Below are 26,875 nucleotides of genomic sequence, written 5' to 3' on the forward strand. Positions count from 1 at the left end.
TTAAATTATTGTTGCGTAATCATTGTTTTGCTGTCAGTGAATTGATAATAGATTGTATTGGATTCACTTTTCATATTAAATATTTTTGTTTTTTTATCTTTCAAATCTTGTAAATTTTCAATATAAGCATCCTGGATGTATTTGTGTAAATAACCTATATTAAAATCAATACCATGTAAATTGTGAATTAGTTTATTTTTTTCACTTATAACTAGAACTTTATTTTTGTGTTCTCCACTAACTAAGAAATTATACTCTTTCTTATTTTTATTTTTAAAAGTCAAACCATTAAAATCTTCTTGTAAAACAATTTTATCAATATAGGCGTTAATATGTCTCAATTTTTTTTCGCTTGTATCATCTAGGTTTATGTTGTTAAATTGAACTTCGAAGTAATTTTCTATTTTTCGTAATTTATAAAAATAATCTAGCAAGAAATCAGCATCAAATGAACCTTTATCAAAAACTATTTTATCTCTATATGAGTAAAATAATTTATTCTCTTTAAACAATTTAAATTTTTTGTTTGATGTAATTCTGGATAAAATATTATAAAAATTCAGACCGTTTTTTACTGATTTTATGAATTTGCTTGGCTTTATTTCAATGTTAAATTTATGATTGGTTGTATTAGACGCAAAATCTATTGTGATTAAAATATCAAAATCATTTGCTTTGATTTTTATCTTGGCTTGATTTTCATTTGGGTTTGCAATAAATATTTCTAAATAGTAATTATCTAATTCAAATGCATCTTCAAAAACAATGTTAAAAAAACCAAAAATTGAAGGAACTTTTTTAATATAAAGACTTGTTATATTCTCTTGATTATTAATCCTAATTCCATTAAAAAAGTGGTTGTATTCTTTTAACAGATCACCACTTAAACTTATATCTTCAAAGTCTTTTCCTCTTAATGAATCTATTATTTTTTTTGTACTATCGCTTTCAGATTCAATTTTAAATTTTACTTCGCTCTTCCCAATACCATCTAGAGAAGATATTCTATCTATAATATATAAATCCTTTGATTTACTTAAACTAATATTAATGTTGTTAATTTTAGCAAAATCAAATGCAGTATCTGCATTACCAATCCCTTTTTTTAATCCAGTGAGATAATTAAATTTTAAATCCTCATTAATTTCTTTGAATAAGTCTTCTGCTTTAGCTTGAATATATTCAATTCCTTTTTGTTGAAAAAATTTTAATTTAGCTGGTTGAATACTTGGTGCCACAAAAAACATTTCCTTACGGTGGTCACCTAATTCATCTAGAATTTTACCAATAGTAGTCAATACATTACTATCTTCTAAAGCATATCCAATAAAAATAATATGGTTTTCAACTAACTTAGTTTTAATAGCATTCCAGAAAATTGATCTTTCACTATCTTTGATAAAATAATTATTGTAATCAGAATTTGTTAGGATGATATTTGAAGTATCTGATAAATCGCCATGAATTTTAAATAAACATTGTTTTTTTTGATTGGCAGTTGCACAGTCAGCACTTTTACGAATTACTTCTATGTTCTTATTAGTTGTTTCAAAAAGTGTATCATAATTGGTAGTTATGATAGTTTTTATTTGAGGAATTTTTGCTAAAAGTTGGTGTGTTTCAGTTGAAATAGGCTCTCTCTGAAATTCATTTTTAAGATTTTCAATTAAATAATTTTTATTTCCACCTTTAAGATAATATATATCCTCAGCTAATTTTGGCAAATTGGTTGTAAAATCTACTTGTTCTTGTAGATCACTAGTCAAATTGTTAAATAAAATTTCTGCTAATTTTGCACCAGAAGGGTAACCTGCATACAAAGACATTCCAGCACCTACAAATAAGGCAGCTTCTTCTTTTCTAATTATCTCAAAAATTCTTTGTTTACTCATTCTTTTAAATAATAAATTGTTTCAATATTATTTTGACTTTCTAAAAATTGCCTGTATGCCACTTCTTTGAATATCAATTTAAGTTTGTGTTTTTCTTTTTCAGAAATTACGTTTTTTAATCGTCCAAAATCTGGATAACATTCAAAAATGAAATCTGTATCTGCACCATAAATTTCTTCACTAATGATACTTAAATTCTCTGGTATGTCTAACTCAAGTAATTCTAGCGTATCAGGATTGAAATAGCGTACCAATGGTTTATTTATTTCATTATATTCTCTTCCTTGAAAGCAAGGTTTTCCTTTACTTGATTCCCAGTAAATTCCAAAAAATTCTGACCTATTGGATTTGTAAATTTTAGCTATTTGTAAACTTCCATCTACTGTTCTAATGCTTTTATCTAGTGACATATCTCGCAATACTTTTAATGGCTCCATATCGAGCTTACTATCAAAAGTATCATCATCCAAAAAGATTTTTTTTATTCTTTCTTTTGCCTCTGTTTCTATTTCTTCTTCTGGGTCTCCAAGAAATGTATAAAATTTAGTTTTGGTATCATCATTTGTTAACTCATCAAATAAAAAGCCTTCTATTTCCTCTGAATAATACAATTTCCAAACTCTAAAACTACCTTTTGTCCAATCCCAACCACCAAATAAAAATTTTACACCGCTTCGTAATTCATGAATATTTTCTCCAGCAATTTCAGAAATAATTCTCTTCAATAAGTCTGAAAATAACTCCGATATGTATAATAATACATCCTCTAATTTTGATGATGGTGATTCAAGAAATTTATCTAAATGTATTGATGACGTTAAATTTAAGACTAATGGATACGCTCTGTTTGTTGTACCTGCAAAACACAACAAACAATCTTTACGAGGTAATTCAAATAACTTGATGCCTTGTTTCCATTTTTCCCCACCTGTTAAACAACTATCTGTTGCAAAAACTAATTCTTCAGTTTCGTTTGCTTGTCTTATGTATGCTGTACAAAGAGTCATATTCTTTAGTCTATTACTTTTACTTTCCCTGTTACTACTTCGCTTATTAAAGCAGAGCGGTATTCAATTAGTAAATCGATTAATTTTTTTGTTTTCTTTATTTTAGAATCTATTCTATCACTTTCTTTATGAATATGGTCTATAATTACTTTTTGTTCTTCCACTTTGGGAATAGTTATGTCTAAATATGCATATTTGTCTGCTCCGATATTCTGAATTGTAGCTTGATTAAAAATGCTATTCTTCCATTGCTTATAATTACTTGTTTTAGTAAAAAGATATAAATAATCAGATAAAATCAATTCTGGATTTGGAGACACTTTAATTAAATAACCTGCAAAACAAGCAATTCCATTATAGTTTTTAAATTGAAAAGTTTTACCAACAGTTGCTCCACTTCTTGCAAATAAAATATCACCTTCTTTTAAAAAATATTCATTTGCTTTTTCAGGTGGCAATGATTTAAAAGTATCTTTTTTTAATTTACCATTTTTTCCAAAATCTGTAATTCTTATATATCTTGGATGTTCACGATTTTCTTCATCAGCAGATTCGTTCGCACCATATTTTAGCTTATCCGAAAGAACATATTTTAGTTTTTTAGTAACCCAATTTTTTGGTATTTCTCCAATCCATTCTATACCAGAATCACACATTTCAGCATTAGAGTCAATTCCTTTGGTTATAAGTTGGCTAATTATAGTTGTTTTTTCTTCCTCTAACAATTGAATTAATTGTTTTTTATCCTCAATAAGCTGGTCAATTTCTTGTGTTTTTTTGTCGAGATAATTGGCGATTGCGATTTGTTCTTCGAGAGCATTTGTTACCGAAAAAGGTATTTGATTTAATACTTCTTGGGACATGCTTGGAACAGCGGAACCATATTTATATAATTCAAAATTTATTGTGGTACATAAATAATAAAAATATCTTGGATTGGTTGAAGGAAAAATCTCTGTATAATAAGCCGTATCAACTGACCAAAATGGTGCTTCCATATATTGCGGTTTATCAATAGTTCCTTTTCTTCCGAGAATTACTGAAGGCCCTTGGTGAAGATAACTATCAGTATAACCAAACGTTCCGCCAGTTCCAATAATGGGAAATTGACCATTCGCATCCCATACCTTTTTATGGTCTTGACCATTGCAAATTTTGGCAAGTCTTTTTAAAACTTTAATTTCCCAATGCTCTGGAATATCTCCAATCCATTCTATATTAGAGGGTTTGTATTTTGGGTATTTTTTACTCATTTAAAATAGTTGGTTTTGGAAGGTTTTTAAATTTATCTTGACTGTTTTCTTTTTCAAGAATATTCTCTTTTATATATTCTACTAATCCTTTCAAAATTGAATCTTTTTTGTTGTAGTCAGTTTGTTCTTCTAAAAGTGAAATGCAATCTTCAATAACAAAGGGAATAAATTTTAGTTTTCTTATCGCAATTGCATAGAAGAATTCATTTAAGGCCTCTGCATGGTCGTCATTGATATGAATAATCATATCACCTAATATTGATTTCATCTGTAGACTAGCATCATCTGACAAACTGTAATCTAATTCTTCTGATTTTGAAGCTCTTAATAAACAAGTTTGAATAATTCCATCATTAAATCTTATAAAATTACCTGGATCTAAAATATTTCTAACGTACTCACTTTGATGAAAAACTTCTTTGTTTCTTAGTTCATTTAGTATGCTTGAAATAATGAAATAAACTTCAGATTGTTTTGCTCTTGCTATAAAATTTGTATGAGAAACTCCTGTATTGAATGGTGCAAATGCAAAACCATTTCTGATTTTTAATGTTTTGCCATTTAATGTTGGAAAAAATAAATTATCACTTAGACCTTTTTGTTTTCCACACTCAGCTAATTCATTTACTCTAAAATCGCAATATTTTGAAAACTCCTTTAAATGATTATTTGTTTCAACAAAGTCAAGAAACTCTAGCATTTTGTTATACTCATGATGCCAAGTAGTTTTAAGTGATTCATTTGAACAAAAAATCGTTTCAACATTGAAAATTTTATGCGTATCGACACCAAATTCACCTAGTCCTAAATTAGATTGCAGAAAATCAAATTGTTCTTTTTTATTAGTCCTATTAATAAAATTAAAAAATATACGTTGATATGTTTTCTCATAATCTCTTAATGCTCTACTTAGATATAATAAATTTCTTCCTGAAACAATACTAGAACTGACAACTGCAATTGTCCCTTTTTGATTTTTATTAATATTTTTGATTTCTTTAGAATCAATACCGATAATGTTCTTTTTATCAAACGGTATTTGATGTTCTGATAATACTTTTTGAATTACTGAAGCTAGTTCCTTGGAACCTTCATCTGGTAATGTAATAATATATTTTAGTGATGCAGGAATATTTTGCAGTATATGTTTTTCAAGTTTAAGGAAAATGTTTTTGTATGGATGATTATCTTCTGTTCGATTATCCCACTCTTTTAGGATAGATGGTACATCAATATAAATATCATATTTTTTATCTTTATATCCGTTTTCTTTATGATAACATCTAATAATTGAATCACTTTCTTTATTAGCTTTTTTATAGAATTCAGAAAAATTTCGAATAAATATAGGAAGGTCTGTTTTCTTGAGAAGAACACTATTAACAATTGGTTTCTCTAATAAAAAAACATCTCCTTCAACCTTTAAAGCTTTAGATCCTTTTTCACAAAATCCACAACTTTCACCTTTTTTATTATTGAAGCTTTTAATAGGATCAATTCCAAGAGGATTATTTTCATTTTTAGTAAGGTCACATATTAAATGACTTTTGTAATGATTTTTAATTGTTAGTCCAAATAATATTGCAATATCATTTAAATCTATATTTTTAGATTTATTTTCTTCAACCATTCTATCAAGAATACTTCCTGAAGTAGATGATGAAATTAAAAAAACAGAATTTCTTTTTGCTTTAAATTTCTGTTTTTCAAACATTTTATATGAACCAAAACTCTCTACAAAAACTGATTCTTTAAAATCATCATTTAATTCCTTTAATAAATTAATATAAGCATAAGCTAATGAATTAATTGAAGAGGTGTCTGAATAAATTGATTCAATTTTTTCTTTTTTGAAATGTAAAACTAGAGCTGACGCAATAAAATTAATTTCACTTCCAGATAATAGTACATTTCCTGTTCTAAGAAATCTATCACTATGTTTGCCTGAAGGGAAAACAAAATGATTTGAGGGTTGGGAAACAATTAAACCACCATTTTTTGTAAAGATTTTTGTTAACCCTATATTGTATAAAAATTTAATTTCATCGATAGAGTCAATTTTATTTACAATATTTTCTAAGTCACCTTTTTTATTAATTGAAACTATATTCAGAGAATTACCATTTATATTGTGGTCAAATTTTGGTATATAATCGTAAAGTTCAGAATCACTTTTAAATATTTCGTTTACTTCCTTCTTATTAAATTCAAAGCAAATGATATATAATTTATTAGGAAGTGTATTTTCATGAAAATAATCTCTTAACTGAATTTTTAAATCAGAAAAATTAGCTAAGATATTTTTATACGAAAAAAAAATAACTTGATGATTTTGAATCTCTTGTGTTTTTGTGTTTACCTTTTTAAAGTAATTATAGATATAACATTGTTTCATGTTGAAATTTAATTTAAAGGAATTGCTAATGTTACAAGACTGCCCTCTGATGTAGGCATTTTTGTATAGTTTTCATTAGATAATGATTGCCAATCAAAAAGCTCAATTTCACTTGGATTATCAAATTTTTTATATTTTGATTTAATAAGATTTTTATACACTGAAACATTTCCAGTTCTTATTTTTAAAAAACCTCTTTTTTTATCCAAAAGATTTAGAACTTCATCTAACCCAAAACCTTTATTTACTCCTTCATTCGATTTAACAGAAGATTGACCTTTAAACAAACAGTTTTTAATTGTATCAACGTTTTTTTCTATTGCTCTATCATCACTCCATTCTTTACCTAAGAATCTTTTAATTAAACCTGGCCCACTATCAAAAACGGAAATCTCTAGAAAAAATGAAAACTCATCATCATCTAAGGCATCTATATAGTACTCTTTTAAACCCTCGTGTTTTGTATTTGAAATAAAATTATTCTTTGAACTTCTGTGAATTTTCATGAATAAACCTCTTGTATTAGGCAATAATTTTATTTGCCCTAAATAATCTGTTGTAGCATGTTCATCGGTATTTTTAAGTAATTCCCATACAATAGTATTTATATCATCAAAAGAGTCACTAATATTTCTTTTTAGTCTCTGTTTATAATTTTTATTTATTTGTGATAATATGTGATAAATTGAATTTTCTATACCTGAAGGAGTGTTGAAAAATTCATTATCATGAGAATAAAACCAATGACTTAAACCTTTTTCTTTTGGAAAATGATCATACGAAGGAACTAAAATTGATTCATTTGGTAAATTGATTGTTAGTGAGTCTATGTACTGATGCATTTTACCTGTAAAATCTTTAAAACTAAGTTTAATATTTACATTATTTTTATTAACGATATCAAAATTTCTCCAAATAGTGGAAAGTATCACATATCCGTAATAATCAGTTGCGAAATCTTCTAATTTCTTCAAGTCATTTTCATTAATTGGCAAAATTATTTTCCCATTATTATTTCTTACCCAAGTAAAAAAAGCTAAAAAAAAGCTCGGTAATATTCCAAAACCCGTATAATCAATTGAAATTGGTAATTGGAGATCAATAGTCTTATTTGCATTAATATCTTTTAGAATTTCTTCTATATCATCAAGGCTTAAAGATTTTTTAATTTTAATTGATTTGCTCATCATTAGTTAGTTAAAATAGTTTTTTCAGCCTCAACAGTTTTTTCCTCTAATGCCATAATATTGGCTTTGATTTCAGCTAATGGTCGTAATGGTTTGAACTCGTAGAAATATTTTGTGAAGTTGATTTCGTAACCTGTTTTCGTTTTGCTTTCATCAATCCAAGCTTTTGGTAAATGAGGTTTTACTTCAGCTTTAAAATATTCTTTAATTGTTTGTTGTACTAATTTACCTTCGCTATTCTTTTTCAAAAATGGAATGTTCTCGTAATCTCTAATAGTTGAATCGGGCTTTGGATTGCCAGAACGATCTGTTACTATTTTTCCATTTTCAACTAATGGTTGTTCTACTGTAATTCTCCAATAACCAAAAAACTCGTTCGGATAGATTTTACTGAATTCGTTTTCTTCAAAATTACCATACAATTGGGTTATGAAACCGATTCCTTTAGTTGTACCATTTTCTGGAATTTCTTTACGTTTATTACCTAGACTTTTATCTTTTTTATTCCAGAATCGATTGAATTCTAACTTTCCATCTTTTAGCAACTCTTCGTCTTTTACTCCAGTAGCATTGATTAATTGAATTTTACCTTTTCTGGTTTTGCTTTTATGATTCGTTACAATCCAAATATAGGTTGAGATACCTGTGTTATAGAATAATTGGTCAGGTAAAGCTATTACAGCTTCAAGCCAGTCGTTTTCTATTATCCATCGGCGAATATTGCTTTCTCCACTTTCAGCAGCACCAGTAAATAAAGGTGAGCCATTAAAGACAACTGCTATTCTTGTACCGTCGGGTTTCATTTTAGACATCATGTGTTGCAAGAACAATAATGAACCGTCATTGATACGCGGTAAACCTGCACCAAAACGACCAGACATTCCTTTTTTATCGGCTTCGGCTTTAATAATTTTTTCGGCTTTTTTCCAATCAACACCAAAAGGCGGATTGGATAGCATATAATCGAATTTGTCGAATTCTAAACCATCAACAGTAAATGTATTTCCGAATTTAATATTGGAAGGATTTTGCCCTTTAATCAACATATCCGATTTACAAATTGCATAAGATTCTGGGTTGATTTCTTGACCAAAAACTTTGAGTTCTGCTTTTGGGTTTAAATCATTTAGATAGGTTTCTGCAATAGAAAGCATGCCACCAGTTCCACAAGCTGGATCATATAGCGTTTTTACTATCCCTTCTTGTGTTAATATGCTTTTATCTTCATTAAATAATAGATTTACCATTAGTTTGATTACTTCACGAGGTGTAAAGTGTTCTCCTGCTGTTTCGTTGGATTGCTCTGCAAATTTTCGGATTAGTTCTTCAAAAACATATCCCATTTCCATAGAATCCATATCAGATAAATCTATTTCTTGGAATTTTTTTAGTACACGAAATAAAATGTCCGCTTTTGGGTCATCCATTCTATCAATTTGATCATCAAAAGTGAAATACTCAATTATTTCTCTTGCACTGGTTGAAAACCCACTAATGTAGTTTCTTAAATTGACCGCAACATTGTTTGAATCAGCAATTAGCTTGTCAAAATTGAATTGACTCTTGTTGTGAAAATTAAAACCTGCTACTTTGTTTAAGGCAATATCTTTTGCACTTTCTTTAAGCGAATCTACTTTCGGTAAATAAGCCAGCACTTTATCTTTTGTTGGTTCTAAAACACAATCTAATCTTCGTATTACAGTAAGTGGCAATATTACTTTTCCGTAATCGGATTGTTTATAATCACCACGGAGTAAATCTGCAACTTTCCATATTAAGTCTGCTTTATCTTTGAAATTTTTCATTTATATATTTAATTAAAACTTTACACTATCTGTAAAAAAGTTTTTATTGATTCAAATTTTACTAATTATTCTATCATTGGTATATTGATAAGCTAAATCATTATCATATTCTACTTCAGGTCTTAAGATGGTAAAAATGTCATTTCTAAATTCATCGTCTTGCATTTTTTCTTCCATATTAGCGAGAAACATTTTACTAGTTGGATTAACTCCATCAGAGAAATTGATATATTCTTTATAGCATTGAATTAACTTATCTGTGTTAATTTCAAGATTTTTTAGTGCTATATCTAAATCGAATAAATCTCTTCCTTTTCTTCTTTGGTATAATGCTCTTAGTTTAGTTCCTAATAATTCTTCTACCTGATAAGTGTTAATCGTACATTTTCCTGAAAACCAACCATTATTTACTTCAAATGGCACTTGTTGTAATCCTAATACTGTAAAATGTTCTCTGCAATTGATTTCGATTTTTAATCGCATTTGGATTATAGGTGGTATTTCTGTTTCAAATTTATAGGTTGCTGTATTGTTATGAATACTGGATTCAATTTTTCTTTTTGTACCTAAAAATGGCGCCAACACTTCTCTTATTCTTACTAAAATAGGTTTTATTGGTCCGGATTTTATTTGCACTAAATCTATATCTTCTGAATATCTTGCTTGGGGCTTTAGAAATAGTTTGTGTAATGCAGTTCCACCTCGAAAAGCAAGATTTTCATTTAGAAAAGGGTCGGCAAATATTTCTACAATTGCTCTCTCAATAATTAGGTCTTGCTCTACTTGTCCGTTTTCTGGCCAAGGAGCGAACTCGCGCCACTCTTCTATGTATCTTTTTGGAATCATAAATCACTTTCGATATTAATATTATTTATAATTCGCCATTTGGTATTAGTATTCCCTTTTTTATTCTTACCTGGCATTAATGGTATGTTTGCCCCTTTTTTATCTGCTATAGTTGCATAAATTGCTTGACTTAGTTTGTCATTTTTAAGCTCGTATTCTAACAAATATCCTAATCGTTGTACCGTTGCTGTTTGAGAATAGTTTTTAGCCGTTTTAGCCAATATATTTGGTTTAATAACTTCTACTAATTCTTTTAATATAGTTATAACGCGATTCATTCCTAATTTATCTACATAATAGAGTAAATCTAAAGCTGTTAATTCTGGAGAAGAAACATTTATATATCCTGCTTCTGTTTTTATTTGATTAATATCTTCTGTGTTCCATTCATTTTTTACTAAAAAATTTATTTTTAGTTTTTTGTTTTTTATATCTCTTAATGCTGGCTTTTCTGTTATTACAAATGTTTCCATAGACTGTTGATGTGATGCACCATGAATTGCAGCTGCTGAAATTAATCCTAAATAGTATTTTCTATTTAGTGATTGCATCATGTCATCTAAATACATATTACTTGGAATTATACCATATCTTGAATATTCGACTGGAAGTATTGTATAAAAGCCTTTACGTATTTGAACTATTTTATTTTTTACTTTTAGTCGGTATAGATTTTGAAGAATTGCTTTATCTGTTACATCTAATTTACCTTTGAGTTCTTCCAATGTAAACGCATATCTACCTTTAGCTCTAACGCTATCTATATATTCTTCTAAATAATTATATGTTTGACCTCCTGTTTTCACTTGTATATTATATTTGCTATTTACTACACAATGTGTAGTGTTACGCAAATATAATATATTATAAACTATCTAGTTTATTTATCATTAAAAAAATAAACTAAATAGTTTATTCTGTCTTTGATATCAGATACATTATTTTAAAAAGTATATCAAAACTTTTAGAAATAGATATAAATAGAAACTAAAAAAACCTTGAAAAATTAATTCTTCAAGGTTTTCAATTTTTGAATATAATCACCAATTAAATTCAAATAAATTTCTCTAATATTTACTTCATCAAACTCTAAATGAGGATATTCTTCTTGATTTTCAGTGGGGTCTTTGGAATCAATTAGTTCCTTTAAGTTTTTAATGTGAAAGGATATTGTGTTTTTAGTTTCCCAATTTTCATATATTTCTGACCAATTTTCTTCTAAAGCCTTATAAATGAAGTTTATGATTTCAGATTTATAATTTGAAATAACAAATCCATAAAAAGTAATTTCATCCAATGATAATTTATTATTGGCTTGAAGAAATTCATTATGCAAATCTTCAACAAAATTTTCATCTACTTTTAAATCCGGTCTATAGTTTATAAACCAATTTAGCACATCTTTATTTTCTCTTTCCATATAAGTATTTTTAAGAATTTAGTTTTTGGAAACTTCCTAATTTATCAATTATGTCATAATATTCAAATTTGGTAATGATTTTAGAATCAGAAAATTTATATTCAAAAATAGACACAAATTGTAAAGAGAAAAATAAGAGTATATTTTTACTTATTTTAGCTTCCTCTTTGTAATTCAACAAATCAGCTAAAATTTTATTTTGCGTTGATATTGTGTTTTTCTCATCTGGTGACAATTTATTTGAAAACAAATTACCGATAGTCAAAGTGCTAATGTAAACATCGTTATTAAAAAGTATATTAAATACATTTTCTCTCTCTTTAGTAGATAATTCTTTTAAATAAAAATAAATTCTTTTTGTAAAGAAGTTTTCCTCTATTTCAGTTGGATTATCTGTTTTAAAAGCTTCAACAAAATTATTTGATAATACTTCATGATCAGAATTAAAGTCTGGTGAGTCATGTTTATCAAATAATAATAAATTAAATAAAGGCAGGAGTACTTGGTGCTCAAGTGTTGCTGATGATTTGTTTTCTTTCATTGGTGCTAAAAAAATGCGTGAGACAATAATCAACAGCCAAAGAGGTACTCGGATACCCAAAAACCAGAAGACCACGCCCACGCAAGTATCATGCACAGGCGTAAGTCTATTAATTTTGGTTTTTTAAGAAGATTCCGAGTTTTCTTTGGCCAAATTAATAGCTTACGCGATTAATATTATTTTAATTGTTGTAAAATTAAATTTTTATTTCCAAATAAAATTATTGTTTTATTAAAATTAAAGTTTATTTTCTAAGGGTGTCTTTTTAACTTTCTAAGTAAATATTCAGTAGCCTCTGCATCAGAAATAAGCGGTTTCTTTTTAGAATTATTTTTATTAGATAAAGTAGGAGACTGCACACCCAGCATTTTATACAAGCGAGCTACTTCCGTTTCTGGAAGGGCTTGTATTACGCTATATGCAGTCTCAGCTTTCATTGATTATCTTTTAAATTTAAATCTTCGTTGATTTTTTATTTCTTCGTTAGTTGGTCGATTTTTTTTGATATTTTTATTTGATTCTCTGTTATGATTTCGTGGGACTTCGCTAACAAGTTTTTCATCTCCAACTGCTTTTGTTTTAGTTGCTCTAATTCCAACATTATCTTCTGGAATAATAGAATGGTTTCTGTTTTGTTCATCTTTTATTATTTTAGTCTTGATATTATTCCACGAAAAGTTTTTATGTATTTTACTTCCTTTGTAAAAAGTCCCTTTGTATTCAAATGATATTCCTGAAATAAATCCTGTTGTTAAACTTTGATTGATTTTGACATTAACTCCTTTTAACCTAAGTTTTTCAGTAAAGTCTTTCATCAACAAATTTTGATTTAGAATTTCTATTAAAATATTTTGTAATTCTAAACGTTCTGGAACATCTCCTGTTCGCAAACATTTTTCTATTTCACCTTTAGAAAGTACATTTGATTCTTGTTTTCGGATTAATTCTGATAAATTGTATTTCTCCTCTAACTTTCTAATCAATGCTTCACTTCTTTTATAATCTTGTGAATCGCTTACAACATTACCAGAAAAATTAACTCGATTTGCCACTATATGAATATGCGAATGTTCTACATCAAAATGTTTGTAGACTATGTATTGATTTTCATTAAATCCCATACCTTCCAAATAATCTATTGCTAGGTTTGCGAATTTCTCATCAGATAATTTATTTGCGTCTTCATAGGGTAAGTTCAAACTCACATGATAAACCGCTTTTGAAAGATTCGGTTTTTGCTGTCTTACTATATTGAATTCTTTAGTTTGTTTAATCACAGATTCAGATGAAAGATTGGTATCTAAAACAATAGCTTCTCCTTTATCTACTTTGTTTTGATTATATTTCAAAACAAAAAAAAATCTTTTCCCTTGACTTGCTTACCAACCATCTAGTTCAATATTTGATTTTTAATTTCGTTTAACTGTTTGTGTAAATTCAATAATTCACTTTCCAATCCTTTTAAATTAGGATTTCCTTGATTTGCTTTTTTCGACATTTGATTAATATTATTTCCTATTCGAGAAAGTTCAATAAGCAAATCTCTTTGTAAACCTGGCATAGTAAATTTTGGTAATTGTTTTTGTAAAGCTCTTCGTCTAACAAACTCGACTACATTTAAACCATATGTTTTAGCAATTTCCTCTAATTGAACTTGCTCATTTAAAGTAACTCTTAGATTGATTTGTAACAACTTAATTTCATCTAACTTCTTTTTTGGTCGTGCCATACTTTCTCTTTTTAATTTGAAAAATTATTGGGTCAAATTCAAAATAAAAACCCACTTAAACTCGTTCAACAGGACAAATTTAAATGGGTAAAAAATGACAAATACGGTTAACCGTATTCAAAAAAACATTACGGCTAAAAGTAAATATTAAATGATATTTTGTTAAACGTTGTCTCCAACTTATTTTAACAATTAATCCTCTTAACTTATTCAGGGTAAAAATACAATAATGTATTTTTGTATTTATATATATAAATATATTTGTATATAAATACATATATACTTTTGTATTATTATACTTTTGTATTATTATACTTTTGTATTATTATACTTTTGTATTATTATACTTTTGTATTATTACACTTTTGTATTACTATATTTTTTTACTAAATTCTTTTATAATTAAATATTTCCTAGTTACCATCACTTTTAATAAATTATAAGTTGTCATGAAGCAAGCCATGTTTTTGATAGCAAAAACCTCCCTTTGGTCGAATGGCTTGGCAGGGTTGCACCCCACACCCTGCTTTGAATTTTATTTGATAGAGAACTAAAAAAATTAAGTTAGTTAAATTATTTAAAATAGATTTTTAAAGAAAAACTTTAATAGATACCCATGTAAATATTAAAAAGGCACTGAATTTTATCTAAAATACTTTAAAAATTTATTGAGATTTAGACTATAATTCGTTAATAATTTGGTTAGAAAAAATCAACAATTTTGTAAATCTTCAAACGTATTTGAAAGTGATTTTATAGCCTCTTCTTTTTCAAAAAAATGAAAAGGAGTTTCTAAAAGTTTTTTTAGAGCCTCTCTATATTGTCTTTTACTTTGATTTGATTCAAAATTTTCATAATACAGACATGGGTTTTTAGGATGTACTTTTTCAGGTGTATCTAAATCTTTTTTGTTCTTGTTTGTAACTTCAAATCGAATAGATGCTTTTCTTTCATATTTAGTTAAATCTTCAAAATCATAATTATTTTTATCAAAGAAATCCTCTTCTAAAAGTACAATTAAAGCAATTCTTCGTGATGTAAAATATTTATATTTAATTAGAATATTGATGTAAAGTTCTTTGTTTTTATCAACCCATTCATGCAATTTTTTCAATTGCTCTACAGTAAATAATTCACCTTCAACATAAATTTGTTCAATACTTATATCTGTTCGTTTTAATACGTCAAAAACTAACTTAAGATTTGTTTTTATCATGGTTTTCTACCTTTATTGATTTTTAATTTTTGATCTAGTGATAATAATTCATTAAGAGCTTGTTTTAAATTTTGTTCTCTTTTGAATAAATAGAACAACTTTTGACATGAAATACTTCCCAATAAGGAATAATTTTGCATATTTAAATCTTGTTTTTCTATTCTGCTTTTGACGTAAAACCCCAATAGAACAGCTTCATAATTTTCAATAGGTTCTTTGATATTAACCATTTTGTCATACAAGTTGTCCCAAAATTTTGCTGAATTTTGATTACTTTGATTTCCTTTGATCTTTTTATTTGATAGAGAAGAATCTAAAATATTTGAATAGGATTTAAAAAAGTATTTCCCATATTCCCATTGTCTTATATTCATTTGATCTATTAAAGCTTCCTCAACAAACTCATTCAAGTTTTTATCACTTCCAACTATTTCTAGCCTAAATGATTGTCTTTTAAGTTCATTAAACCATTCAAATTTACAGTCTTCTAAATTTTCTAATAACAATCTGCCAAAGTCTTTTGAAATGTTAAAATAGTAATTTTGTTCACTTAAAAATTTTAATCTATCCTCCTTACTTTGCTTTTCTAATTCAGTTAAGTGAAGTTGGTATGCAAAAATTAGTGATAAAATTGATTTGAGTTCGTTATCGGTAAATAAAACTTTATCATTTTCATTATAATTAGCTTGATATTTTCTACCAATATCTTGAAAATTGATATGTACAAATTCATTAGTCTTTAAAACATTATAAACCATGATTTTTAATTTTGTTAAATTATTCTCTGCAATTATACATAATTAAGATATAATCTTAAAAAATATTTAATAAAATGGTTAAAAAAATAATTATTTTATAAAGTTATTCTATAATTTGAATAGCGATATAGATATTTTAGATATTTTTAATTAAAAAGGATAGGCTAATTTTGAATTACAAAATATATTTGCTTTTACATAGAATATTTAATAATGAATTATCTAAGCTTAATAATTTTTTAAATATCGGTTTAACTTGCTTTAAATAATTAATTTTTAAAACAAAAAATAGAATATCTGAAGAAATTGTAGTAACGTGTATCAAGATAAATCTTCACAACAAAAATGAAATAGTCTAAATGGTTTGGTCTCAAGAATCCTATTGCAATAAACAAGTAAATATTTTTTATTGGTAGCTATTATATTAAGCTTGCCTTTTTTTGTTTATTCAATTCTTTCATTCTCATCATCAAGTTATATTCATCAATTTTATCCAGATGATTATTTTGTTCTAAATACTTTATATAATAATATTTAATTAATTTGTAATATTCGTCTTTTAGATTAGATTTTTCACAATGTTCTATCACTTGTTTTAGTAAATCCATTTTTCTATGAATCGAAATATCATCAATTATTTTTTTGTCTTCTAAAAAAACTATAAAATCGTTCTTATTGCATATAACAAATCTTGACGCAGTTTTACAAGTTTGATCATTTATTAAATTGACATGAAAATCTGAAATTTTGTAACGATAAATATAATTTACTTTTTTAGTGTTATCATGAGATAATTTTAGAAAATATTTTTTTGTTAATGGTATTGTGAATTCTGCTGAAATAAGAAATGGATTGTTCGCCTCTGTGTTAAGAAAATCTTGAAAATGGATTGGATTATCATTTGTAAAAAAATTTCCTTGAGTTTCACACTTAAAAACTTCCATAGCTGTAAACTCATGTATTTCTCCAAATTTTGCAGTTAAATCTATATGATTTTCTTTGAAAATTTTATTTATTTTCAATTCAATTTTTTCTTTAATTTCATCAATATTAAAATTTTCCGTTTTATACGTTTCATCAAGATAACTGAATTCTAATTTATTTTCATTTATTGAATTTAAATACATTGTATTTATAATTTCAATATGAGCATTGATAAGTTTTTTAAAATTATTAGGATTACGATGATAGAGATGCAATATACTGATTAGTATTTCAGCTCTCTCTAAATTACTAATATAAGTTCTTGAATCGTCTAACAGAATTTTTATTGATTTTTCATACAGAGGTTCAATAAAATCTGAATAAATCTTTTCAACAATCAATGGATTATTTGACTTATTATTTGAAGGATCAAGAGTATATAAATTTGTTACAGATAGAATATTTTCTGTATTAACTTTAAAAAACTTTTCTTCTTTTTTATCATACACTTCAACTATATACTCATTTTTATTTTTAACCGCAAATCGCTTTAAATATACTTTAGGGACAAAATGTTGCTTCATAATAAAATATAATATTCTTGATCAATTGTTTTGAATTCAATAAAATTTATTCTAAAAAAGATTAATAGCACAGATATTATTTGTAAACATTATGGAATTCTTAATACATCGTTTGTTATCGAATTATATATTATCTTCATAATATCCTCGTTTATTATTTGTTGTAAACCCAAATCTATTATTTTCCCTTTAACTAGTTCGCCCCAATTTTTCTTATTCAGATGAATGTACAATTCTTTTAATTCCTCCAATTCGTTATATATTATTTCTTGCCCAAAACCTAATTTTTCTAACTTTCCCATAAGATCATCAATCTTTGAGTTAATAATTTCTTTATCATCACAAATTGATTCATAATTTGGTTTTGACTGCTTTAGTTTATTTTCAACGTATATTTTACCATTAACAGTTAATTGAGCATCGGCTTGACGAGCAATATTATTGCTTATAATATATCCGAAATTTTCAAGAAGCTTAACATATTCAAATTCTTCACGTTGTTTTTTTAAAATAATTCCATTACCCTCTAATATCGGTAATATTGGATATATATTATTATCATACAATTCATAAAGTTTATCAAGGATTAATTCCAAAATATCTTCTGATGTATATTTTTCTCTTATTGACAAATCAATTTGATTTGGTTTGATAATTAAATCTGATACACTAAGAAGTTTTGTTATATATTGAATATATAACAAATCATTTTTTAAATCTTGTTTTTGTTCTCGAGCAAAATTATCAAAAGATGTTTGATTTCCATGTAAATTATATTTATTCGAATTAGCAATTCTGAAGCTCTGCACATAAGAATTTGTACTATCAAGTGAGGAAATCAAAAAATTAACAACTTTATCTCTCCACTCTTTATATTCTGTTACAAAATTATTAGTTTCCTCAATACTTCTCGTAGATATTTTACTTAGTTCTTCCCCTTTATTTCCAAATGAATTCATTTGATTTTTAAAAATTTCCCATTCAATTTTAAGTTCACTCATTTTATCCAATTTTTACTTTTCTATTTTCACTTTTGTCTTTTAACGCATTTGCAACAAATTGAGATAGAATTGCAGCACTTGCACCAATACATGTTGAAAACAAAACTATTTCTGTCGTTGTCATACAAAATTTGTAATTTTATTTTCTCATACTGTTAAGATTAGGAACTTCTGAAAATCCATTAAATCCAACTTTAATCACTCTTTCAAAGAAGAATTTACTTAATGCACTTTCTGGACAATCTTTAATTCGATTGTATTTTTGTAAAACCCAATTATTAATTTTTGCTCTTTCCCCAAAACTTTGAGCATTTCCAATTATTGTATTTGAAGCATGCTTACTTGTAACTCCCTTTTCTGCTTGAAATCTTAAAGCATTATTAGTTGCTTTATATAAGATGCCATAAATTTGAGCAACAGAATAATCATTAATTAAATCATTTAATACAGTTTTAGTTCTATCGCCAATTTCGTAGTCAATCCCTAAAATATTTTCAACACTATATATAAAATATTCAATTGATTCATATAGTGCTATTTTCTTCCACAATTGAATTGCTTCGTCATAATTTGATTGTTCTAAATCTAAAGGATTTATAATTAATTCTATTAATGAGACTTTACTAAATCCATCACTTTTCACATTCAGTTCCCATTTAACTTTGTAAGGATAATATCTGAAACTCCCATTTTCATAATCCACAATCTCAATAAATTCTGAGTCTGTACTCGGATGTATAACAATAGCATTAATTTCCTTTAATCGATCAATCACTTCTGTTAAAAATTCATAAGTAGGAGTTAATGGATTAATAAAATGTTCGATTGGTCTAATATAATTATAATCTTCTGAGATACCTTCTCTCAATAATGCTCCTAAATATATTTTATCAATAAAGGTTAATTCATTTAAATCAATTTTATCTTCTTCTAAATGGTTTAACCAAATATCCATGAACTCCTGCTTATTTTGCCGTTCATTATCTTGTTTATGCCACTCTATAGCTTTACAATTTTTACATAAACAAAATGCGTCATCTTCATGTCCGCAATTTGGACAATATTCAGGAGTAGCTTTCCAATACAAATAATCTCGAGAAACTCTTTTACGAATAAATTCTAAATTGCAATAAATACATTTTTTTTCTAAAATTTCAGGAGGAAAATTCCTTACCAATTCATTCGGTCTTAAATTTAAATTATACTCAGCAATGAGATCAGAAACTTTTTCTTTTTCATAATATCTTATGATAAGTTCTTGAATTTTCTCTTCTGATAAATGAGAAAGTTTTTCGCTCATTATATTAATTATTTTAAATTTTCATATTAGATTACCTAACACTTATAAATATACAAACTTGCTGTTAATATTTACAAATGTTTTATCTTTTACTTTTAGTAATTAGAAATTAAACATAAAAAAGATGAGCAATTGCTCATCTTTTTATAATTGTTTTATGTTAATAGATTTTGAACTATTGATTTCAAAAAAACTAATATTTCAAACAATTCCACTGATCATTATCAATTTACATTACCAACCGTTTGTACTGTATCACTTCCTATTTCTATGAACTCAATAAAACTTCCCACTTTCATTTGATTTGTACCTCCAGGTGCTGCAGAAAACGCTAATTGAGGAGTTAAAACACCTCCTGTAGTACATCGCAACACCCCTTCAAATTCAATTGTGGTTGTTACTGCAGTACTAGCTGCATTTAAAACTTTATTTGCAACACCGCTAACTTGTACAGAAGATGAAGTAGAGATGCCATTTAATGCAGATGAAAAAATTTGAACAACGTATTCCATCGAAGTTATATTCAATCCAGTAGTTGCAACCCAACCCATAGCTGTAGTATGACTAATTGAACCATTTGTTATTAAAAACTTTCCTTTAAAAAAATAAGTTTTATTTGCAGTTAAAGTATATGCGTCACTAGAAGGAGGAAACGCATTTTGTGAAGTATTTGAATTAGACAAAGTAAAATTTGAAGATAAAACACCAATCAATTTTACTGGTCCAGAAACAGATAAATCACCACTACCAACAATAGATTGTCCATTAATAGTTTTAACATTAGTTCCGCTTACTAAAACATTTTGCTTATTGTTTAAATCATTCTCTAATCCGGTTACCTGATTTTTAGATATGGTACCCGTTATTGATGAAGCAGTTCCACTAACATTAGTAACTACAATATTTCCATTTGAATCCGGAGTGATATTGTTCACTTTTTTTACTGGTGCAAAAGTTTCAATACTTTTCTTAACAGTTTTAGGTGTTAAGTATTTATTATCAATCTGATCATTTTGAGCATCTGCTTCAGATGCTTTATCTTCTTCAATATTAAGTTGACTATCAATTAAATTTTCAAACTCTTCTTGAATAGGTCTTTTACCAGTTTCAAAATAGGATTTTAATATTCCTCTATTTTTTGTTGCCATAATTTATTTTTTTTGTTGATTATCTTATATAAAATGTTCCTCCTACAATCATTTCTCCTATTCCTCCAATGTCTTGCCAGTTTACTTCATTATGTATTGTTAAAATACGCTCCTCATTACTCATCATGCCAGCTGTATTTTCAGTAATTATTTTAAAATGATTGTATATAGAATTATTTTCATCATTCATAATTGATAAAGTACCTGACTGTAAGTTTGTATGCGCCAATGGTAGATAATTATTCTGATTATTTGTTTGTAGTTCATGTATTTTTACCCAATTACCTTGTGAATTCATTTTGTATAAATGATACTTACCTTTATAACAAGTTTTTTCCCAATGAAGTACAATCGTTGATAATTCATTATTAGAATTTAAAGGCTCTGAATAATAATCTAAAACTGGAGAAATAGGGCTATAGTTCTCAACAACATTAGTAATAATCAATTTTGAAGCTTCTGAAGGGGCATAATCAACTACATTTACTAATTCCTTATCATTATAACGAATTCTTCTAGAAACTGTTAACCTGTAAAATAAAGGATCTCCAAATGGTATTTCGGACAAATCGGAGAAGTCGTCCTCAAAAATCCATTTACTTTCATCTAATAAATTTTCAACTTCTAAATCGAGAACCCTTACTAATTTCATCGTTCTTATTGATAAAGCATCAGATGGATTATCTGCCCTATAAATTGAAACTTTAGCTATATTTTGAGCTTTAGGATAAGCATTAATTTGTAATTGTACCGATGGAGTAATTCCTAAAGTTCTGTTTTCTAAAACTGGAATTACTTTAATAATCTCAGGGGCAATTGGTGGAGCTGTGTTTACCAAACTTATTGGACCAAGTATTTCACTATAATCACTTGTTTTCAATTGATTATTAATTTCTCTTACGGCATAGAAATATTTTGCATTAGAAGCGCCATCTAATCCATAATCTGTAAATTGAGATTCATATTGCTGTCCTACTGGATCAATACGACACATCATAGGTGCCATATCAAAATTTGATCCAGGATCAAGTGTTGGTTTTATCAAATTACCGTTACGGTCTCTAATAACTTGTTTCTTTGGAATTGGTTTATAAGGAATTGGTTTTACAAAATTATATAAAACAGGAATCTCTGTTAATGGTACAAAACAATTTAATAATACATCTTTTAAAAAATCTTTAATCTTCAGTTCCGTATTTCTAACATCTCCATTAGGTAAAACTACTTCAGGAATAACAGTCTCATTAAGATTTAAAATAGGAACAGATATATGTCCTACCTGATTTGGTAAATTATTATAATACACATTATGGGCATCAATAAAAACATTTATACTCTCTATAAATGATGCCTTGTCTGGTAAAGGTAAAGTTCTATCTTCAAAAGTAGCAAAGTTGCCTGATGGATAATTGAAACTTAGTAAATTGTTCCATCTATCTACATAAAAATCTTCATCTCCATTTAGAAAAACATCCCTCATAACCTGTTGAACAGTGTTTAAAATAGGTTCTTCATTCTCATCATATCCATATACGGCATTATCATAAATAGCAGATAAAAACTGTATATCACTTGCCCTGTTAAACTGTACGGAGTATGGTTTATGAATCTCTTCAGGTGTACCATATTTTGTATTGAAGGTATATGATGATTTCCCGAAATAATCTGGACGTGTAGCATACATACCTCCTGTTGGCTTCTGCGGTTGAATAGGTTCCATTACAGCATTAGCAAACATCAATGCTGGAATAGACATTTTGGAGAAGAAATTATCTGCATTATCATACTGAAACTCATTAGGAAAATCCCAACTTCTCAAGCCAAAAACAGTATAACGTACCTCATCATCTCCTTGAGGTAAAACATTGTCTTCATTCAATCCTAAATTATCATCTTTATACAAATAGACTTTATAACCAGGATAATAATTAGTCATTTGGCTAATTGAATTAACTTCATCATCCATCAACTTCCATTTATATACATCTAAATCATTTAAATCGCTTGGAAAAGTTAAATCCTCAATATAAAGGACTAAGTCATTAGTTGTTGAACCAATATTTTCTGTTCTAATTACTTTAAATTCCTTTCTTGGCTCATTTACATCACTTAATGTATGTAACCTAACTACCCCATTATACCACTCAACTGAATTAGTACCTGGATTACTTTCTAAATGATATTGTGAATGTTGCGGCAGTTTAAATCCTGGAAAAGTAATTTTATATAACCCTAAATGTTTGAGAATAAAATCATCATTTGCGCCCGTATCATATTCACCATCTCCGTCTTCATCAACTTTTTCTAATACTTTTTCTATCGTTGCATTTTGATAAATTCCTCTAAACTTTTGTACATGAGTTTCAGTATTACAATCAATATTTTTAATTATAAGCTCATCTTCTCTATGTACTAAAGTGTGGTCAATATTCACACTAAACCCTGAATTATTTGGTTGCCCCCAAATAGAAGGATTTTGCATATTTTCTACAATCATAAACAAACTACCAACTTCAGGAACTAAAATTTCAGTTTCTGGGTTAGATACAGTACTTAAATTCAAAATTGCTCCACTTGCATCAGCTTTAAAAACTATAAACTTTGGGTAAGTTTCTGTATTATCTACTTCATGAATAATGTATTCAACATTATCAACTAACATTATACTTCCTATGTAATTAGCTTCCAAACCACTAGGAATTTCTGGAATCAAACTATCTCCATTACTATCAAAAACAAATTCTGATGTCTCAACTTCTATTAGCAAAGGGTTACTATTACTCCCAACAAAACTTATTTTACCAGAAACACTATTAGGCACTTGATTTCTAAAGAAAATTTGAACTTTCTCAGCAAATAATTCTTTACCATTATCTGTTTCATAATAATTAGGAATAGTTTCTCCATTTATTTTTTGATGATAATCAATCAATTCCTGGGCATGATTGTATTCAAAAGTTAAACGAACTAAAGTTTTATCCTGATTGGGATTTTCACCGAATAAAAATTGCTCATCTGATGTAGTTAACAATAACGGAAGCTCTTTTTGAATTAGGGTTGCTGTTACATTTGTTGGTGGCAATAATTCATTTTTCGGAGAAATAATCGTTTCTACTGTGTAAATAAGATTACTTGGTGTAGCTCTACTAAACCAGTTAATCCCATAAGAAGAATAATCCAAAAAACCACTTTCTTTTACAGCATGAGTAAATAAAGGTTTTCCTTGTTCAGGTATTACTAACTCAACTGTTTCGTTAGTTAATTCTCCAGCAATTCCACTAGTGTCAATATTAAAATATTGTGGATTATAAGATAGCTCGGGTTTAATCCAATTTATTTCTCCTGCTTTTCTGTACTCTAATCCCGCAAAAACAGGATCAGTAGTTTCACAAGCTACAAATTCATTACTTATATAATAAAATGGTACATCAGCTAATTCATCAATTGCATATTCAGGGAAAAGAGAGTAGTATTTAGTCTTTCCATCAGGAGAATACCCTTCTTGTGTGACTAAATTAATTGATTCGGAATCCGTAAATTCTTCTTCTCCTTCTTCCACTTCAGAATCATCATAACCATTATTAAAAAATATACCTGGAATAGGTTCTTTTAAATCAATTGGAATAGGTAAACGTTGATCATTCAAAGATGTAGGTAAAGAACAATACAAATGCTGTACTTGTCTAGCTCCCAAACCATCATTCAAATCACCAAAAGTAGTATATTCTGAAAGATAAACATATTCACCATCAAACACCAATGGGTTTAAATCTAATGTGCCTAATCCTAACATTCTTGCAACATGGTAATCCAAAGAACCTAACTTTAAAACTTCAAGAAAAGGAATTTCAATTCCTGAATTTTCTGTAGATTGTTCTGGAATGTAAGGATCATATTCAGGTTCGTCACTATCAGGGTAAGTTTGACTACATGCCTCAACATCTGCATAATTTTCAAAAGGGAATATTTCCACAGCTGTAGGATTATTAAATGCATCACTCAACTCAATATACTTTTCAACAGAAGTATGAATTCGCTCAAGTTCTGGAATACTATTCGAATTCCAACGGGTGTGATAATTTGAAACATTAACAAATGCCTGATCATTATATCTTAGCCAATTTGCCAGACAATTTGCTTGAGGCTCTAATCGTTGGTACGCTACATTAGTTTCTTTGGTTAAAGCGTACTTCCCAAGAAAATTCCATTTATTTTGTTTTTTTGTATTAATAATAATATCTGAATAGAATTCAAATGATAATAACTCAATATGTGAACCAGTACTACTAAATCGAATACTTCTGATATTTTCCGAGAGCAATGGTTTATCATTTAGTTCATCAGCAGCATATTTTTTTCTTAATGAGGCTGATTTTGGAGAAGTAATTTTATTTTCCGACACAGAAAGTAATTCTGTTTTAACAGAATTTGTACTATTTGAAATTTGAAATTTTGGAGAAATTTTAAAACTGAGTTCCGTTTTAGTTTCAACTTCAATAATACCATCACCATAATTTTTAATAAAAATTAAAGGTTCTGTAGCAGGATTAATAGTTGCTCTAACAAGATTATATTTACTAATATCTTTAAAATGAACATGGAAAATTTTTCCATTAATCTCATAAATCCAATTTCTTTGACTACCAATTTCATTAACTTGTAAAGGAATATTGTTGAAATCTAAAATAGTTTGATATGAAACATATTTAGATCTGTAAATTTTTACAAAATCATCACTTTTATTAAAATTGTGCGTTGTAGTAGCATAATTAGCTTTTGGTAAATGGTTAGATAATACATCTCGTAATGCCCAACGCAAATGAATCCCTTTTGTACTATCATCTCCCAATGAACCAGCAGATTGCAGATATAAATACCCGGATTGAATAGAAGAATAATCTGTTAAATCAAAAACATTCTCACAATTACAGTTACCTAATTGTGATAAATATTCTAAAATAAACTCAACAGCACTCAATGCTTCAAAATAAAACACATCTATTTCTTTTCCTTCTTTGTAATCAATAAAAGCTATAATTGCATCAATTTGAAATTGTAAATTCTTATCAAGATTAAGATGAGGGTAACTAATATTTATTTGATTAAAAATTTCTAAAAATTTCTTGAAGCATTCTTTAAATACAATTAAATTTTTAGCAAAATCAGGGTTTTTAATTTTAACTGCTTCAATACAACTAGTAAAAACTTCAAGTAATTTATTATATTCAGCACATATTTTTTCGTCTTTGATACACTGTGGGTCAAATGTTGAACAAATGTCTTCAGTCACAGAATTAAGATTATCTACGTTTAAATTACTCGTACCTAAAGAATAATTACTATTTATAATTGAATAATTAATTGTGGATTCTTTAATAAAAAATCCTTTTGGATCAATGCTTAATGGCGCTACATCAAATGTCTTACAACTATTAATATCTATATCTAATTTCCCAATGCACACCATATTACTCTCACCCTGAAGCATTCCAAAATTCAATAATAAAGTATCATCATTAGTAACCTGTTTTATTATGCCCCAAGCTGGTTGTGTTAAGGGATATTCAAATCTTTTAGTCCATATTACATCAAAATTATTATCAATTTTAGTTATAATACTTTCTGTTCTAGTATAACTTTCTAAATAAATAAAATCTCTATTAGATTTAAATTGAGGAGAATTTTGACTTGATAATATTATCTTTGCTAAATTATTATTAGGATATAGAGTTGAGTGTTTTATAAAAACTGGAAATTGATTTTCTAAAAGACCAGAGATTATATATTCTTGATTAATAAATTTAACATTCTTCAATAAAATATCAGATTCAAATATATTTAATGGAGATAAATTAAAATCTAGTTCTAA

21 protein-coding genes are annotated in these 26,875 nt (G+C 27.4%); all 21 read right to left on the bottom strand.

Annotation, left to right across the window (positions count from 1 at the left end; translation table 11 throughout):
* Positions 1-5: 5 nt before the first annotated feature.
* Positions 6-1,892 carry an SIR2 family protein gene (locus B2741_RS01040; protein ID WP_291134606.1) on the bottom strand — a complete coding sequence of 629 codons (1,887 nt, stop codon included), beginning with the start codon at positions 1,890-1,892 and terminating at the stop codon, positions 6-8.
* Positions 1,889-2,899: a hypothetical protein gene (locus B2741_RS01045; RefSeq protein WP_291134608.1), complete on the bottom strand. Its 1,011-nt coding sequence runs from the start codon at positions 2,897-2,899 to the stop codon at positions 1,889-1,891. The genes B2741_RS01040 and B2741_RS01045 overlap by 4 nt, the downstream gene beginning before the upstream one ends.
* Before the next feature lie 5 nt (positions 2,900-2,904).
* Positions 2,905-4,152 carry a restriction endonuclease subunit S gene (locus tag B2741_RS01050; protein WP_291134610.1) on the bottom strand — a complete coding sequence of 416 codons (1,248 nt, stop codon included), beginning with the start codon at positions 4,150-4,152 and terminating at the stop codon, positions 2,905-2,907.
* Positions 4,145-6,547 carry a hypothetical protein gene (locus B2741_RS01055; protein WP_291134612.1) on the bottom strand — a complete coding sequence of 801 codons (2,403 nt, stop codon included), beginning with the start codon at positions 6,545-6,547 and terminating at the stop codon, positions 4,145-4,147. The genes B2741_RS01050 and B2741_RS01055 overlap by 8 nt, the downstream gene beginning before the upstream one ends.
* An 8-nt stretch (positions 6,548-6,555) precedes the next feature.
* Positions 6,556-7,734: a hypothetical protein gene (locus B2741_RS01060; RefSeq protein ID WP_291134614.1), complete on the bottom strand. Its 1,179-nt coding sequence runs from the start codon at positions 7,732-7,734 to the stop codon at positions 6,556-6,558.
* 2 nt (positions 7,735-7,736) lie between these two features.
* Positions 7,737-9,539, bottom strand: coding sequence for a type I restriction-modification system subunit M (locus B2741_RS01065; RefSeq protein ID WP_291134616.1), 1,803 nt, complete (start codon positions 9,537-9,539; stop codon positions 7,737-7,739).
* 51 nt (positions 9,540-9,590) lie between these two features.
* Complete coding sequence (locus B2741_RS01070; RefSeq protein ID WP_291134618.1) at positions 9,591-10,385, bottom strand: nucleotidyl transferase AbiEii/AbiGii toxin family protein; 795 nt, start codon at positions 10,383-10,385, stop codon at positions 9,591-9,593.
* Entirely contained in the window at positions 10,382-11,239 is an 858-nt protein-coding gene (locus tag B2741_RS01075) for a type IV toxin-antitoxin system AbiEi family antitoxin domain-containing protein (protein ID WP_291134620.1), read from the bottom strand. Before B2741_RS01075 ends, B2741_RS01070 begins: the two co-directional genes overlap by 4 nt.
* Before the next feature lie 152 nt (positions 11,240-11,391).
* Complete coding sequence (locus B2741_RS01080) at positions 11,392-11,805, bottom strand: hypothetical protein (RefSeq protein WP_291134622.1); 414 nt, start codon at positions 11,803-11,805, stop codon at positions 11,392-11,394.
* A 10-nt stretch (positions 11,806-11,815) separates the two neighbouring features.
* Entirely contained in the window at positions 11,816-12,346 is a 531-nt protein-coding gene (locus B2741_RS01085; protein ID WP_291134628.1) for a hypothetical protein, read from the bottom strand.
* A 251-nt stretch (positions 12,347-12,597) separates the two neighbouring features.
* Positions 12,598-12,783 carry a hypothetical protein gene (locus B2741_RS01090; RefSeq protein ID WP_291134630.1) on the bottom strand — a complete coding sequence of 62 codons (186 nt, stop codon included), beginning with the start codon at positions 12,781-12,783 and terminating at the stop codon, positions 12,598-12,600.
* A 3-nt stretch (positions 12,784-12,786) separates the two neighbouring features.
* A complete protein-coding gene (locus B2741_RS01095) occupies positions 12,787-13,695 on the bottom strand; it encodes a relaxase/mobilization nuclease domain-containing protein (protein WP_291134632.1) in 909 nt (302 codons plus the stop codon).
* A gap of 41 nt (positions 13,696-13,736) precedes the next feature.
* Positions 13,737-14,075, bottom strand: a complete 339-nt coding sequence (locus B2741_RS01100; RefSeq protein ID WP_291134634.1) for a plasmid mobilization protein — start codon at positions 14,073-14,075, stop codon at positions 13,737-13,739.
* 712 nt (positions 14,076-14,787) lie between these two features.
* Entirely contained in the window at positions 14,788-15,291 is a 504-nt protein-coding gene (locus tag B2741_RS01105) for a hypothetical protein (protein WP_291134636.1), read from the bottom strand.
* On the bottom strand, positions 15,288-16,049 hold the full coding sequence (locus B2741_RS01110; protein ID WP_291134638.1) for a hypothetical protein: 762 nt from the start codon (positions 16,047-16,049) through the stop codon (positions 15,288-15,290). The genes B2741_RS01105 and B2741_RS01110 overlap by 4 nt, the downstream gene beginning before the upstream one ends.
* Positions 16,050-16,468: 419 nt before the next feature.
* Entirely contained in the window at positions 16,469-17,557 is a 1,089-nt protein-coding gene (locus B2741_RS01115) for a DUF4238 domain-containing protein (protein ID WP_291134640.1), read from the bottom strand.
* Positions 17,558-17,646: 89 nt separating this feature from the next.
* On the bottom strand, positions 17,647-18,558 hold the full coding sequence (locus B2741_RS01120) for a hypothetical protein (RefSeq protein ID WP_291134642.1): 912 nt from the start codon (positions 18,556-18,558) through the stop codon (positions 17,647-17,649).
* Between the two features lies 1 nt (position 18,559).
* Positions 18,560-18,682, bottom strand: a complete 123-nt coding sequence (locus B2741_RS01125; RefSeq protein ID WP_291134645.1) for a hypothetical protein — start codon at positions 18,680-18,682, stop codon at positions 18,560-18,562.
* Between the two features lie 15 nt (positions 18,683-18,697).
* Complete coding sequence (locus tag B2741_RS01130; protein ID WP_291134647.1) at positions 18,698-19,858, bottom strand: hypothetical protein; 1,161 nt, start codon at positions 19,856-19,858, stop codon at positions 18,698-18,700.
* 224 nt (positions 19,859-20,082) lie between these two features.
* Positions 20,083-21,006: a hypothetical protein gene (locus B2741_RS01135; protein WP_291134649.1), complete on the bottom strand. Its 924-nt coding sequence runs from the start codon at positions 21,004-21,006 to the stop codon at positions 20,083-20,085.
* A 19-nt stretch (positions 21,007-21,025) separates the two neighbouring features.
* On the bottom strand, positions 21,026-26,821 hold the full coding sequence (locus B2741_RS01140) for a hypothetical protein (protein ID WP_291134651.1): 5,796 nt from the start codon (positions 26,819-26,821) through the stop codon (positions 21,026-21,028).
* Between the last annotated feature and the right edge of the window lie 54 nt (positions 26,822-26,875).

The organism is Flavobacterium sp. UBA7663 (assembly GCF_002483315.1).
GTDB lineage: Bacteria > Bacteroidota > Bacteroidia > Flavobacteriales > Flavobacteriaceae > Flavobacterium.